This is a genomic window from Leucobacter faecis (assembly GCF_054456695.2).
The window spans coordinates 1-13577 of record NZ_JBTJER020000010.1; the positions used below are offsets into that span (position 1 = coordinate 1).

The window sequence follows — 13577 nt, forward strand, 5'->3', positions numbered from 1 at the left end:
GTGTTTACCGCAAGCTAATTCAGCCGGCCCGCTCAGCGGCCCGGCTTCGTTGCGGCGACAAGAGATAACATTACGCACTCCCGCCCCGCAGGGCAACCCGAGCCCCAGCGCCGGGCGTGTCACACCCCTTCGCCAGCGCTGGCCCCGGTGGCCGCAAGTCCCGCCAGAATAATGTCCAGCCCTCGGGCAAACGAAGCCTCATGATCCTCTCGAGCATCGCCGGCAGCATCGCCAGCACCGCCAACTCCGAGGCAACCTCCCTGCATGTTGGACACGAGTGCCCCGTGTTCGGCTGCGTACTGGTGCATCTGGGTAGCCTGCGCCTGCCCAAACGTGTAGAGCAGGAGCGTGCGCGCCCCGTCACGGCCCACCAGGCCCGTGAGGTCCTCTTCGACTCGCGATGCACCCAGCCGAAAGGCCGCAGCCGTCGACACGACGTCGGCCCCGTCACGCACGACGAGCATCGCGCGCCGCATCTCGGCGCATATTTGCTCAGCTGCGGCAGACGCATGAGGCAATGCGGGCGCTGCAGGCTCGGCGGCATCAGCGGCATCAGCGGCACCGAAGCCAAGGCCGAGACCGTGTCCCACCCCCGCCACAATTTCGTCCGCCATGAGTGCGAGTAGCGTCTGCTTGTCTGGCACATGGTGATAGAGCGCGCTTGGCTGAACCCCGAGCTCCGCCGCCACGCGCCGCATCGAGCACCCCTCAAGACCCTGCGCCTCAAGCACCCGCAGTGCGGCGGCCACGACGTCGAGGAGAGAGTTGCGCATTTCTCAACCTTAGCGCTAACCTGAACACCGTTCTCCAGAACACTGTTCAGGTTGACCGCGAGGCGGTTCACCCACGTTGAGAGGAACCCCCATGACCAGCAGCACCGCCGCCGCACACACACCGCCGTCCGGCGAAGTAAGCCAAACCACCCGCCGCAGCACGGCCACCGACCTCGCTCTGGTCGCGACCTTTGCCGCGCTCATCGCCGTGTGCTCTGTGGTGCCGGGCTTCAGCCTCGGGCCAGCCGCCATCACCCTACAGACCTTCGCAATCTTGCTGTGCGGCGCGGTGCTCGGCTCGAACCGCGGGTTTCTCGCGGTACTGCTGTACCTCGCGGTGGGTGCCATCGGGCTGCCGGTGTTCTCGGGCGGCGCGGCAGGTCTTGCTCCCTTTGCAGGCCCAACCGTGGGCTACCTCTTCAGCTTTCCGCTCGCGGCATGGCTTACCGGGTTTATCGTCGAGCGACTACCGCGTAAAAAGCTCGCGACAAGCATTCCGCTCATCTTCACGGCGGGCCTCGCTGCAAATCTCGTGTTCATTCATACGTTCGGCCCCCTCGGGCTCGCCTGGCGCGCAGACATGCCTATTGGGGCGGCGTTCGTGTTCGACCTGGCCTTCTGGCCCGGCGATCTGATCAAAACGCTGCTCATGGCCCTCGTAGCAACTGCCGTACATCGGGCCTTCCCAGCACTGCTGCCGCGACGCCAGCGCAAGAACAACACCGCAAAGTAGGCTGTCTCAGCGTGATCGAATTGCACAACGCCGCGGTGACGGCGCCCACACCCGACGGTGACCTTGCAATCTTGCACCCCACCACGATCACGCTTTCAGAGCGCAAGATCTCGGTGATCGGCGCCAACGGTTCAGGCAAGTCGACACTCGCCCGGCTCTTCAACGGGCTCGTGCTCCCCACAGCGGGTAGCGTCACGATCACACCAGAAGTCAGCAACAACGCCAGCAACAACACCAGCACCACCGCAGCTACACCCCCCAGCTCGCTCAACACCGCGCGCAATGGCTCGGCGGTGCGCCGTAGCGTCGGGTTCGTGTTCACAGACCCCACCGCGCAGATGATCATGCCCACCGTGATCGAAGATATTGAGCTGTCACTGCGCAGACTGCACCGCAAGAAAGGCGAACGCAGGCAGGCCGCACAAGCAGCACTCGCCCGATTTGGGCTCGAGACGCTGCAGGACCGCAGCGTGCACGCCCTCTCGGGTGGCCAGCGCCAGCTGCTCGCGATCGCGTCGGTGCTCGCGACCGAGCCCGTGATCCTCGTCGCCGACGAGCCCACCACGCTGCTCGACCTCAAGAATGCCAGGCTCATCGGTGACCTGCTCATGAATATTGCGCAGCAAACCATCGTCGTCACCCACGACCTCGAGCTCGCCTCGCGCGCGCACCGCACGCTCGTCATAGCGCAGGGCCGCGTCGCGTTCGACGGCGCCCCGCGCGAGGCGATCGCCTGGTATCGAGCGAACGCGTGAGCATCGCCTCGCCGCTCGGCTCGTACATACCCGGCCGGGGCCCGCTACACCGGCTACGACCGGGCGCAAAGCTCGCCGGCCTATTCGCGCTAGCAATCGCGGTCATGACCACCTCGGGCGCCTGGTGGACGGCGAGCTGGATCGCCATCGGTCTCGCCCTCGCCGTGGCTTCGGGGGTGCGCGGCGCGGGCCTTGGGCGAGTCGCTCGCGGCTTCGCGCTCATCGGCGTACCGCTCTTCGCGTTTCAGGCCTGGCAGCACGGCTGGCAGCACGGCTTCACCGTCGTCGGCAACCTGCTCGCACTGATTCTCGCGGCGAGCGCGGTCACCGCCTCAACCGCCACCAATGACATGCTCGACACGGTCGCGTGGGCACTGCGGCCGCTCGCCCGCACGGGCATTGATCCGGATCGCATCGCCCTCGCGTTTGCACTCACCATTACCGCGATTCCAAGCATCCTTGCGATCGCGGCCGAGACGCGGCAAGCGGCACGCGCTCGCGGACTCGAGCGCAGCCCGCGAGCGCGCATCGTGCCACTCGTGCTGCGCACTGTCGCGCACGCGCAGGCGACCGGCGAGGCGCTCGCGGCCCGCGGGGCGTTCGAGCATGATCCGGATCACAAAGCGATCTAGGCTGGAAGCATGACCGACTCAGAAAGCGCCGAGAACGTACCCGACGACGTTCATGCTGATTATGTGAACGAGGGGGCGCGAGACGCGCTGGCCGCGTTTCAGGCGACGCCAGATTATGATCACCTGGCGAAGTTTTTGAACGCGCTGCGCGAGGGGTACCTCGTGGTTGACGTGACGGGTGAGCCGTCGAAGAAGAACAAAAAGGGCCCGCGCATTCGCACGATCCGGTCGACGCGGGGGCAGCTGGTGTTGCCACTGTTCACGTCGATGGACGAGCTGCGCAGTGTCGTGCCGGCCGAGCGCAGGCACCTGATGCGCGGTGCCGTGATGCCGGCGCGTGACGCGCTCGCGCTCATAGGCGCCGACCGGTTTGTGGCGGCCGAGTTCAATAAGGGGGCAGCTTCGCTCGTACTGCTGCGCAAGTTCATCACGCTCGCGGGTGGCGAGGAGCCGATCACCGCCGAGTCACTCGAGGCGATGAAGTAGGCGTAGGCGCGGCCCGCGCAGACAAAACGCGAGCGGCGCGTGACGTGGAAGAACCCGTCACGCGCCGCTCGCGTTGACAACCTACTTGCGGCCGAGCTGAAACACCCGCACCACCTGCACGAGGCCCATCACCACCATCGAGATGCCCAGCAGCAGCCAGAGCGTCACCGCTCCCATGAGTGGCGACAGCACGAGCACGAGACCAGCGATCACGCTAATCGCGCCGTAAATGATGGTCCAGCTCTTACTGTCACTGCCCTTCACGAGCGTGAACGACATGATGCCCTCGAGGATCCACAGCACGCCGATCGTCACCGATAGGAACACCGCGAGCACCGCGGCCGTCGCGCCGAGGTTCGTCATCATGATCACGCCGCCTGCGATGTAGAGCAGGCCTAGCAGAATGTGTCCTGTGCGGGCCCAGCCACCGAGGCTCTTGCTAAACAGCGACGTGCCGATGTAAACGACTCCCGCCACGAGCGCGTAGGCCGCCATGATCGCGGCGACGATCTGCATCGCGACCTCCCCAGACTTCACCGGGAAGAATAGGATCAGCAGGCCCAGCACGATGGCGATGAGACCGCCGATTCCGAGCGCTGTGCGCACCCCGTCGCTCACGCGGCCCAGCATTTTGGCTTCGGGTGTAGACATCGTTGACTCCCTTATATAGGTTCTGTGCTTGCGCTTTGAGGCGTTCGCTCTAGTTCCCATCATGGCGTATGCGAGGCGTCGTGCACTATCCCCAATTGTGCGAGAGCCGGGGCCACCCCCCTGAGCCCTAGAATGTTGCTATATCTTGTGCTGCGCAAGATCGCGCAGCCGATCAAGGAGGATCATGAGCACCGGAGCCAACGGCGTAGTACAGCTTGAGAACGAACTCTTTCGCGTCACCGAGTGGACGATTCAGCCCGGCGGCGTGATTCCCATGCACCGCCACGACTACGACTATGTCGTAGTGCCCATGGTGAGCGACAAGATGCACGTCGTGCAGGCCGATGGCGGCGAGATCGTCGCTGAGCTCGTCGCGGGCCAAAGCTACACCCGCCCGGCGGGCTCAGAGCACCAGGTCGAGAACCGCACCTCTGGCTCCCCCATCGTGTTCGTCGAGATCGAGCGGCTCGCATGAGCGAGCCCGCTTAGCGCCCGCGCAGCCGCTCGGTGCCGGGGGTAGCTGCGGTGAATCCGTGCGCCATCGGGTTACCCTCGTCGTCGACCGCGACGAACACGATCTCTTCGAGCGTGAGTACCTCGGCGCCCGTCACGGCGTTGTCCACGCGGCATGACAACGTGATCGACGTGCGCCCAAACTTCACAACGCGGTAGGTCAGTTCAAGCAGGTCACCGCGGTCAGCGCGCGAAACAAAGTCGATGGCCGACATGTGCCGGGTCACCACGTCGATGCGGCCGAGCTGGGCGACGGCGAGAATCGCGGCCTCTTCGTCGACCCACTGCAGCAGCCGGCCGCCAAACAGTGCCCCGTGCTGATTGAGGTCTTCGGGCTTAACCCACTTGCGCACGATCTGGCGGTATTCACTCATGCTGCCAGCCTACGCCCGCGGGTGAGACGATAGAGGCAATGGCAAACCCACTCGCATCTGACTCAACCCCTTCACCCGACCGCCGCGACGCAGACCGTCTCGCGGGCCGCAGTACTAGCCGCCGCCAGGGCGTCGCCGCGGGGGCGCTCATTCTCGCGCTCGGGCTGAGCGTGCGCTTTCCCATCACGTCAGTGTCGCCGCTTCTACGAGACATCGGCGCGCACTACGGGCTCACCCAGTCGGGGCTCGCGGCGCTCAGCGCGATTCCGGTCTTGCTGTTTGGTCTCGCGTCGCCCCTCGCGCCGTGGCTCGTTGCTCGCCTCGGGCTCGAGCGCGCGCTCACGGTCTTGCTGGCGGCGCTCACGGTTGCGACGGCGGTGCGCCCGATAAACGCCCCGCTGCTGTTTGGTGGCACCGTCGTCGTTGGTGCCGCGATCGCATTGATCGGCATTCTCGCGCCGCAGGTGATTCGCCGTTCCCTGCCTAGGCGCGGCGGGTTTTGGACGGGCGTTTATACGACCGCGTTTGGTGCGAGCGCGGCCGCGGGGGCCGCGTTTGCCGTGCCCGTGTTTGCGCTGGTGGGAGAGCACACCGCGGTCGCACTCGCGAGCTGGGCCGTGCCTCTCCTCATCGCGCTCGGCGTGGTTCTAGGGTTTGCGCCGACACTCAAGGGCGGAGGGCCCGAACGCCCCGACTCAGCCCCCACCGGGGCACCGTCTGTGTTCAAAGCGCCAGGGCTGTGGCCGGTCACCGGGTTCTTCGCCTGCCAGGCCCTCATCTATTTCTCGCTCACCGCATGGCTGCCCACGATCGCGGCCGATCGCGGCATGGATCCGGTGCAGGCTGGCCTGCTGCTCGCGTGGATGAGCGTCGCAGGGCTACCCGCATCGCTACTCGCGCCCACCCTCGCGGGTCGGGCTAACCTACGCACGGCGCTCATTGTCACGGTCGCGTTGCTCTCGGCGACAGGTCTCACCGGGCTTGCTGTCGGGCCCATCGCGCTCGCCCCCGTGATGGTCGCCGTGTTGGGTGTCGCGCAGAGCGCCGCGTTTGGCCTGAGTATCGCGCTGATCGTCTTCACGGCGCCGAGCGCCGCGCAGACCGCAGCGTTCTCTGCGATCAGTCAGGGCGCGGGTTACCTCGTGGCAGCGGCCGGCCCACTGCTGTTGGGCCTCCTCTCCCAGCTCGGGTGGAGCTGGGAGACGATTTTGCTGATGCTCACCGCAGCGTCGCTTGGCAAGCTCGTGTTTGGGGTCGCGGCTTCACGTGCATCACGCGCCTCGGCCCGCGGGCATTGATCTAGATCTGCCCGCGGCCCACTGATTTAACTGCGACCCAGATCGCGTTCTGGGTCATCGATGTCTTTGCCATCGTCGTCGTCAGCCATGCGCTCGGCAACCTTTTCGGCCACTTTCTCGGCGACCTCTTCAACGGACTCTTCGCTGAGGGTGTAAAAATGCGTAGCCGGGCCGAGGTGCGAGGCGCCGCCCTCGTCGACCCAACCGTCACCGGGGGTGTGCGCCGGGTCAGAGGTGTGATCATGAGTGCGAGGTTCGTCGGTGAATTGCATGGTTGCCTCCCTAATTACCGTAGGGTCGCGTCGTCGCTGACCCGCAACTTCAGCCTACGCCCGCGAATGTAAACCCGAAAGGGGCGGCGGTGGCCCGCTTCACAGCAAGTGCACTGCGTCTTTGGCGGGTGGACTCTACTATGGAGGGATGAAGCGTATCTTGACCTACGGCACCTTCGACCTCTTGCACTGGGGGCACATTCGGCTGCTCAAGCGAGCCCGCGATCTGGGCGACTATCTCGTCGTGGCGGCTTCGACCGAAGAGTTCAATGCGGGTAAGGGTAAGAAGACTTACCACGACTTTGAAACCCGCAAGAACATGCTCGAAGCCGTACGCTACGTCGACCTCGTGATCCCCGAACAAGAGTGGGACCAGAAGATTCGAGACGTGCAGAAGTATGAGATCGACGCCGTCGTGATGGGCGGTGACTGGGAGGGCGACCCGCGTTTTGAGGTGCTGCGCGACTACTGCGAGGTTATCTACCTCGACCGCACCGAGGGCGTCTCAACCAGCAAGATCAAAAAAGATCTGGGCGTCAACGCGTAGATCTACATCTCAGGCTGACGACACCTCAGGCCGGCGGTCTCTCAGACTGAGAGACCGCCGGCCTGAGGTGTCACAGCCAGTCTTTACGCTTGAAGATCACGTAGAGCCCGCCCGCAAACAGGAGCATCGCTGCGATCGAGAGCGGGTAGCCGCCCTTCCAGTCAAGCTCTGACATGTGCTGAAAGTTCATGCCGTAGATGCCACTGATGAGCGTCGGTGCGAAGATGATCGCCGCCCAGCTCGAGATCTTTTTCATCTGGTCAGACTGCACGATGCTCGTCTCGGTCATGCGCTCCATCTGCTCTTCGCGCGCCTGCGCGGCGAGGCTCAGGTGCACGCTGAGCGCGCTCTGCAGCAGCTGACGGTAATTGTCGGCACGGTCGCAGATCGGGATCAGGTGATCGGCGACGTCACGGATCGCGCGCTGCACCTCAATGTCGAGGTTGTTGGCCTCAGCAAAATGCTGCTCGTCGTGGAGCACCTCACGCAGCGGCCCGGTCGCGCGTTGAAACCCGATCACTTCGCGCGATAGTAGGTAGATGCGGCGGGCCACTTCGCCGTCGCTGCCCGCCCCGTTAAATAGGTCGTCCTCAATCGAGGCGATGACGCCCTCGATACTCGAGGCGACGGGGGCATAGTCGTCGACCACCCGGTCGACGATCGCGTGCAGCACGGCCATTGGGCCGCGCGCAAGCCGCTCGGGGCTCGCCTCAAGAGCCGCGCTCACCTCGGGCATGAAGAGTTTGTCGGCAAACTGCACCGAGACAATAAAGCGCGGGCCAACCAGTGCATGGAGCTCGCCAAACTCCACGAGGTCGGTGTCGTGGTCATAGCTCGCGGGGCGCATCACCACGAACGAAACGTCGTCGTAGCGTTCAATCTTGGGCCGCTGGTTGCCCTCGGTCACGTCTTCCACCGCGAGCGGGTGTAAATGAAACACCTCGGCGAGCTCTGTCACTTCGGTGGCGCTCGGTTGATCGAGGCGCACCCACACGAAACCGCCCTCGCGCTCAGCTTGCAGGGCCGCCTCGCGCATGGAGCCGGCGCCCGTGAGCCGCGCCCCGTCACGGTACACCGCAATGTCAACCACAGTCACAACTGTTTCCCCCTCTAACTCGGCTACGTTGCCACTTCTTCGACCATATCGAAGAACGCAGCGCAAGTGGGGCGTGATTGGATCCTGCGATTCGCAAGCTCACGCAGGATGACCACAGGAACAAGCTCACGCAGGATGACCACAGGAACAAGCTCACGCAGGATGACCACAGGAACAAGCTCACGCATAAGAGTCAATGATGTTTAATAAACATCATTGCGTGTGTAAAATAGAAGAGACAGCCCCACGGAGAGGGATCCCCATGTTCAGCGCACCAGAGTTAGACCCCGATGAACGCGCCGTTCGCGCATCAATCGAAGAACTGAACAACGAGCTACGCTTGCACGTTCGACAAGCAAACCGTTGGACCGGTGCCCTGCGTCGCACGACCCTCGCGCGCAACGTGCAAGGTTCCAACAGCATCGAAGGAATACATGCCAGCGTCGATGACGTGGGCGCAATTGCTGCGGGCGAGCATGCGTCTGCCGTCGACGAACCTACCGAACGGGCCCTTGCTGGCTACCAGCTCGCAATGACATATGTGCTGCAGCTCGCAAAGGGTGATTTCGAGATTGATGCTTCGCTCATACGTAGCCTGCACTTCATGGTCACTTCTCACGAGCTCACCAAGTGGCCGGGTCGGTTTCGCGAGGGGCCGGTGTACGTCTTACAGGAAGCGTCGGGTGACATAGTGCACGAGGGCGCACCAGCCAATGAACTCACGCGGCTTATCGCCGAGTTCGCCGCAAGTGCATCAAGCGAGAGCGACCCACTCATCGCTGCCGCCATGGCTCATCTCAACTTTGTGCTTATTCACCCGTTTAAAGACGGCAATGGTCGCATGGCTCGGGTGCTTCAGAGCCTTGTGCTTGCAAAAGATAGTGACTACTCCCCCGTCTTCATGACAATCGAAGAATACTTGGGTCGACACACACAGGGGTACTACGACGTGCTCGCCCAGGCGGGCCAGGGATCTTGGACAACAGCAGACCACAGCGCAGAGCTCGTTAAACCGTGGATCCGATTTATGCTTACCGCCCATTTCAACCAAGCGTTAGAGCGCAAGCAACGCATCGCAGCGGCTGGAGAAGCAGCCGCTGCGATGGACGAGATGGTGAGCTCAGCAGGCCTGCCATCTCGCACAACCGAAGCGCTCTACAGCCTAATGTTTGGCGGCACCATCACTCGCGCACGATACATTTCAGCGCTTGAAGAGTCGGGCGACCCCGTGTCAGAACAAACTGCGTCACGCGACCTACTCGCCCTGGTTCGAGCGCACTTGCTCGTGCCACACGGCGACAAGCGGGGTCGTCGTTACGGCCCCTCCCAATCTGTTGTCGAGGCCGCACGGGCCGCTGGACTCGGCTGGGCCTGGCGGGCCGTCGACCCCTTCGCGACTTAGGTTGCACCCACGAAAGTGCCGCCCGCAGAGAATCTGCGGGCGGCACTGATCCGGATCAAAAGGCACCGGGCGGGGCTACAGCACCTTCGAGAGGAAGGCCTTGGTGCGCTCGCGCTGTGGGTTCGTGAGCACCTCGTTGGGGTCGCCCTCTTCGACGACGACGCCGCCGTCCATGAAGACGAGTTTGTCGGCGACCTCGCGCGCGAAGCCCATCTCGTGCGTCACGACGATCATCGTCATGCCGCTCTCGGCGAGACCCTTCATGACGTCGAGCACCTCGCCCACAAGCTCGGGATCGAGCGCGCTCGTGGGCTCGTCGAACAGCATGAGCTTCGGGTCCATCGCGAGGGCGCGCGCGATCGCGACGCGCTGCTGCTGCCCACCCGACAGGTGCGCCGGGTAGTAGTCGTGCCGGTCGGCGAGCCCCACGCGCGCGAGCAGCTCCAACGCGCGCGTCTGCAGCGCAGCCTTCGACCCCTTCTTCAGCAGCGATGGCGCGAGCATCACGTTCTCGAGCGCGGTTTTGTGCGGAAACAGATTGAAGCGCTGAAATACCATGCCGATGTCGCGGCGCTGCTTGGCTGCCTCTTTGGGATGCATCTCGTAGATCTTCTCACCGTGCTGGCGGTACCCCACCAGCTCGCCGTCGACCCACAACCTGCCCGCGTTGATCGTCTCGAGGTGATTGATGCAGCGCAAAAATGTGCTTTTGCCCGAGCCCGACGGGCCCACCAGGCACAGCACCTCGCCGCGCGTCACTTCGAGTGAGATCGACTTGAGTACCTCGTTCGACCCGTACGCCTTCGAGATCGCCTCGGCCTTCACCATGGGCCTATTGCTGTTCTGTTCACTCATGGTCTGGCTCCACCTCCTCCAGGGGCGCCGTGCGGCGGCACGATGTGGCGGCCCCCGTTTTTGTCTCGATACGTCGGATACGTGCCAGCGTCCTCACCCATCACTGAGATCGATGACGTCTCTACGGTCGGCTTCATCACGTCAGGGCGCTGCAACACACCCTTCGCGAAGTGCCGCTCGAGGTAGAACTGGCCGACCATCAGAATCGAAGTGACCAGCAGGTACCAGACCGACGCCACAATGAGCATGGGCACCGGCTCGTAGGTAACCGCCGCAATGTCGCGCTGGCGGCCGTAGAGGTCGAGCGTAAACGGCACTGCTGCTACCAGCGACGTCGTCTTGAGCATCGAGATGACCTCGTTGCCCGTGGGCGGAATAATCACGCGCATCGCCTGCGGCAGCACAACACGGGTCATGGTGTGCCACCAACCCAGCCCGAGCGCGATCGCGGCCTCGTCTTGTCCCTTATCGACGGCCAAGAGGCCTGCTCGCACGATCTCGGCCATGTAGGCGGCCTCGTTAAGGGCGAGACCGATCACGGCGAGCGTGAAGTACGACAGCAGGTCTTTCATGTCGATCGACACGAGCGCGTCAGTAAACGGAATACCCAGGTCGATGGTCTTGTAGATCGTGGGCACGAGGCCCCAGAACACGAGCTGCACGTACACCGGGGTGCCACGAAACAGCCACAGGTACGCCCACGCCACCGACTTCACGACGGGGTTGGGCGACAGTCGCATCACGGCCACCGTTATGCCCAGCACGATCGCAATGATCATGGAGTAGACGGTGAGCTGCAGCGTGTACCAGGCACCCGTCAAAATGCGGGTGTCAAAGAGATACTTGCCGGCCTCGGGCCAGTTAAAGACGGGCCTGTTGAACGCGGCGTCGTAGATGAAGAGCGCAGCGATCAGCACGAGCACCACGGCGAACGTGTTTCGCCACGGGTGCCGAAGCTTAATCGCTTGAATCGCTTCGGGCACCACCTGGGCGGTGGGGGGCGAGGCGGCAGGCCCCGCCCCCGTAGAACGAGTCTCAGACACTATGCCTGCTGCTTAGTTCTCAGCCGCGTTGATGGTTGCTTCCTTCAGCGCACCCGACTCGATGCCTGCCTTGGTGAGGATCTCAAGGTAGGTTCCGTCATCCATGAGCGACTGCAGTGCGGCCTGCACAGCCTTCGTCATTTCGCTGTCCTTCTGGGTCGCGAAGCCATAGGGTGCCGCGTCGAACAGGTCGCCCACGAGCTCGAGCTTGTCGCCGAGCTTCGCGACCGCGTCGCCCGTCACGGGCGAGTCTGCCGAGAATGCGTCGGCGCGACCCTGAACGACTGACTGGGTGACCTCGGGCTGGCCGTCAAAGCGCAGCACCTCGATAGCCTTCTTGCCTTCGTCGGTGCACTTCTTCGAGCGCGCCGGCATCTCGTCGGTGTCTTGCACGGTACCCGTCTGCACCGCGACCGTGAGGCCGCACGCGTCATCGGGGTTCACGTCTGAGCCGACGGGCGCAGCCCACTGGCTACCGGCGTTCAAGAAGTTGACGAAGTCGACCGACTTCTGCCGCTCCTTCGTGTCGGTGAACGACGACGAGCCCATGTCGAGGCCGTCCTCTTGGATGCGGGGAATAATGCTGTCGAAGCCCAGAATCTCCCACTTGGGTGTGAGCCCCAGCTTCTCTGAGACCGCCGTAGCAAGGTCGACGCCCCAGCCCACGGGGTTACCGTTGCTGTCCTTGTACTCGTTGGGCGGGTACTCGGCGTCGGTGCCCACGCGCAGCTCACCCGACTTCTTCACGGCCTCGGGCAGCAACGCCACCGCAGCCTCATCGACCGCGACGGTCGACGTGCTGCCGCCCTCGGCGGGCTTCTCAGTGTCGGTGGCACCCTCGGTGTTGGTGCAGCCGGTCAGGGCGAGCAGTGCGGCGGCGGCGAACGCCGGCAGTGCGTAGCGAATCTTCATTGATCCCTCCAGATGGGAAGACCAGGTGGCCCTGGTGTTGGTGTCGTTTTTGAGTGTACTGCTCTGCGCATGTCACCCGCTTATAGAGTATCTACCCCGCTCAATACGGTGACTGTAGCGCGAGACGTTTCTGGCGGAATCACGCGGAATCTCACGGTGTGGCGCTGCCCCACCGCCCACCCTCGCTGCATAACGTTATGGTGACGGCCCATAAACTGGCGTGGTGTCACGTTGCCCGCAGCTGCTTGCCCGCAGCTATTTCGCCGTTCAAGCCGCGAGCGCGGCCCTCTGGTGGGCGCTCGTGTTCACGCTGCCCACGGTGCGCGAGGCGACACTGGGCAGGCTGGATCCGGCGCTCGTGGGGGCTTTCGACGTGCCCCTTTTTGCGGTCGCGTCGCTGCTCGCTGCGTGCGGGGCGCGCTGGGCGACCTGGGTCGCGTGGCCCTGGACCCTGTTCGTGACCGTGGCGCTCACCGCCTACGCTGCGACCACCGGGTCTGCAGGCTGGGGCGTGCTCGCGATGCTCGCGGCTTCTTGTGGCACGACGGTCGCGGCAATGCTGCTGCTGTGGGGGCGCGTGCCAACCGAGCTGCTGCTGACCGGGCCGCTGCGCATTCGCGTGGCTAGCGAGGCGAGCGCGGCCCGGCACAGCCTCGCGACCGGCGCACAAATCGTCGTGTTCTGGGGCTTGTTTCTCGCGGTCATTCCCCTCGCCATCACCGCGCTCGAGACGCGCGTGGGGCTGCAGCTCACGATGCCTCTGGGGCTCCGGATCGCGGGTGTATCGCTGCTCGCGGCGGCGAGCGCGCTGGGCTTGTGGGCAGCAGCGGCGATGTCGACGCGTGGCGCGGGTACGCCGCTCCCCTCAGCGACCGCGCGCAAGCTCGTGGTGGCGGGCCCGTACCTATTGGTGCGCAATCCGATGGCGGTTGCTGGGATCACGCAGGGCGTCGCGGTGGGGCTGCTGCTGGGGTCGTGGCTGGTCGTCGTGTATGCGCTCGCCGGCTCGCTCGTATGGAATTGGGGGGTGCGCCCGCACGAGGAGGCCGACCTCGAGGCGCGGTTTGGCGATGAGTATCGCGCGTACCGGTCGGCGGTGCGGTGTTGGGTGCCGGGGTGGCCTGTGGCCCGACGCTCTCGCATCGCCCGCACGGACTGAACAAGCTGTATAGGGCGTCTGCGATTTGACGGTGCCGAGCGTACACGCTGCTAGTTGATCTCGTCACCGATTGCAC

At 64.2% G+C, this 13577-nt stretch carries 17 protein-coding genes; 9 read left to right on the forward strand and 8 right to left on the reverse strand.

The features are described 5' to 3' along the window. Positions 1 to 119: 119 nt before the first annotated feature. Entirely contained in the window at positions 120 to 773 is a 654-nt protein-coding gene (locus ACXR2W_RS11050) for a TetR/AcrR family transcriptional regulator (RefSeq protein ID WP_458816900.1), read from the reverse strand. A 91-nt stretch (positions 774 to 864) separates the two neighbouring features. Here ACXR2W_RS11050 and ACXR2W_RS11055 point away from each other — a divergent pair, with 91 nt between their 5' ends. The 4 genes from ACXR2W_RS11055 to ACXR2W_RS11070 are packed head-to-tail and all read left to right on the forward strand — an operon-like array spanning position 865 to position 3379. Continuing rightward, positions 865 to 1506 carry a biotin transporter BioY gene (locus tag ACXR2W_RS11055; RefSeq protein WP_458816902.1) on the forward strand — a complete coding sequence of 214 codons (642 nt, stop codon included), beginning with the start codon at positions 865 to 867 and terminating at the stop codon, positions 1504 to 1506. 11 nt (positions 1507 to 1517) lie between these two features. Further along, positions 1518 to 2261 (forward strand): energy-coupling factor ABC transporter ATP-binding protein, encoded by a 744-nt coding sequence (locus ACXR2W_RS11060; RefSeq protein WP_458816905.1) that lies wholly within the window; start codon positions 1518 to 1520, stop codon positions 2259 to 2261. Then, the gene (locus ACXR2W_RS11065; protein ID WP_458816907.1) at positions 2258 to 2893 is read left to right on the forward strand and encodes an energy-coupling factor transporter transmembrane component T family protein; all 636 of its coding nucleotides are present in this window, start codon (positions 2258 to 2260) and stop codon (positions 2891 to 2893) included. The genes ACXR2W_RS11060 and ACXR2W_RS11065 overlap by 4 nt, the downstream gene beginning before the upstream one ends. A gap of 9 nt (positions 2894 to 2902) precedes the next feature. Further along, entirely contained in the window at positions 2903 to 3379 is a 477-nt protein-coding gene (locus ACXR2W_RS11070; RefSeq protein ID WP_458816909.1) for an SseB family protein, read from the forward strand. 81 nt (positions 3380 to 3460) lie between these two features. On the opposite strand, the gene ACXR2W_RS11075 is transcribed toward ACXR2W_RS11070, so the two are convergent. Continuing rightward, positions 3461 to 4030: an HdeD family acid-resistance protein gene (locus ACXR2W_RS11075; protein WP_458816911.1), complete on the reverse strand. Its 570-nt coding sequence runs from the start codon at positions 4028 to 4030 to the stop codon at positions 3461 to 3463. A 184-nt stretch (positions 4031 to 4214) separates the two neighbouring features. On the opposite strand from ACXR2W_RS11075, the gene ACXR2W_RS11080 reads away from it, so the two are divergent. After that, entirely contained in the window at positions 4215 to 4505 is a 291-nt protein-coding gene (locus tag ACXR2W_RS11080) for a cupin domain-containing protein (protein WP_458816913.1), read from the forward strand. A 10-nt stretch (positions 4506 to 4515) separates the two neighbouring features. On the opposite strand, the gene ACXR2W_RS11085 is transcribed toward ACXR2W_RS11080, so the two are convergent. Beyond that, complete coding sequence (locus ACXR2W_RS11085) at positions 4516 to 4917, reverse strand: acyl-CoA thioesterase (protein ID WP_458816915.1); 402 nt, start codon at positions 4915 to 4917, stop codon at positions 4516 to 4518. A gap of 38 nt (positions 4918 to 4955) precedes the next feature. Here ACXR2W_RS11085 and ACXR2W_RS11090 point away from each other — a divergent pair, with 38 nt between their 5' ends. Beyond that, the gene (locus ACXR2W_RS11090) at positions 4956 to 6215 is read left to right on the forward strand and encodes an MFS transporter (RefSeq protein ID WP_458816917.1); all 1260 of its coding nucleotides are present in this window, start codon (positions 4956 to 4958) and stop codon (positions 6213 to 6215) included. Positions 6216 to 6241: 26 nt separating this feature from the next. Here the strand turns inward: ACXR2W_RS11090 and ACXR2W_RS11095 are convergent, their stop codons facing one another. After that, the gene (locus ACXR2W_RS11095) at positions 6242 to 6487 is read right to left on the reverse strand and encodes a hypothetical protein (protein WP_458816919.1); all 246 of its coding nucleotides are present in this window, start codon (positions 6485 to 6487) and stop codon (positions 6242 to 6244) included. A 148-nt stretch (positions 6488 to 6635) separates the two neighbouring features. On the opposite strand from ACXR2W_RS11095, the gene tagD reads away from it, so the two are divergent. Continuing rightward, entirely contained in the window at positions 6636 to 7034 is a 399-nt protein-coding gene (gene tagD, locus ACXR2W_RS11100) for a glycerol-3-phosphate cytidylyltransferase (protein ID WP_458816921.1), read from the forward strand. A 70-nt stretch (positions 7035 to 7104) separates the two neighbouring features. Here tagD and ACXR2W_RS11105 read toward each other — a convergent pair whose 3' ends face one another. Beyond that, the gene (locus ACXR2W_RS11105; RefSeq protein ID WP_458816923.1) at positions 7105 to 8124 is read right to left on the reverse strand and encodes a magnesium and cobalt transport protein CorA; all 1020 of its coding nucleotides are present in this window, start codon (positions 8122 to 8124) and stop codon (positions 7105 to 7107) included. A gap of 268 nt (positions 8125 to 8392) precedes the next feature. Between ACXR2W_RS11105 and ACXR2W_RS11110 the strand changes: the two genes are divergently transcribed. Beyond that, a complete protein-coding gene (locus tag ACXR2W_RS11110) occupies positions 8393 to 9532 on the forward strand; it encodes a Fic family protein (RefSeq protein ID WP_458816927.1) in 1140 nt (379 codons plus the stop codon). 75 nt (positions 9533 to 9607) lie between these two features. On the opposite strand, the gene ACXR2W_RS11115 is transcribed toward ACXR2W_RS11110, so the two are convergent. Genes ACXR2W_RS11115 through ACXR2W_RS11125 form a run of 3 tightly spaced genes read right to left on the reverse strand, consistent with a single transcriptional unit; the run spans position 9608 to position 12342 of the window. Further along, entirely contained in the window at positions 9608 to 10387 is a 780-nt protein-coding gene (locus ACXR2W_RS11115; RefSeq protein ID WP_458816929.1) for an amino acid ABC transporter ATP-binding protein, read from the reverse strand. Next, positions 10384 to 11430 carry an amino acid ABC transporter permease gene (locus tag ACXR2W_RS11120; RefSeq protein WP_458816931.1) on the reverse strand — a complete coding sequence of 349 codons (1047 nt, stop codon included), beginning with the start codon at positions 11428 to 11430 and terminating at the stop codon, positions 10384 to 10386. Before ACXR2W_RS11120 ends, ACXR2W_RS11115 begins: the two co-directional genes overlap by 4 nt. Positions 11431 to 11442: 12 nt before the next feature. After that, the gene (locus ACXR2W_RS11125; RefSeq protein ID WP_458816933.1) at positions 11443 to 12342 is read right to left on the reverse strand and encodes an ABC transporter substrate-binding protein; all 900 of its coding nucleotides are present in this window, start codon (positions 12340 to 12342) and stop codon (positions 11443 to 11445) included. 223 nt (positions 12343 to 12565) lie between these two features. Between ACXR2W_RS11125 and ACXR2W_RS11130 the strand changes: the two genes are divergently transcribed. Then, entirely contained in the window at positions 12566 to 13501 is a 936-nt protein-coding gene (locus ACXR2W_RS11130; RefSeq protein WP_458816935.1) for a methyltransferase family protein, read from the forward strand. The last annotated feature ends 76 nt before the right edge of the window (positions 13502 to 13577 follow it).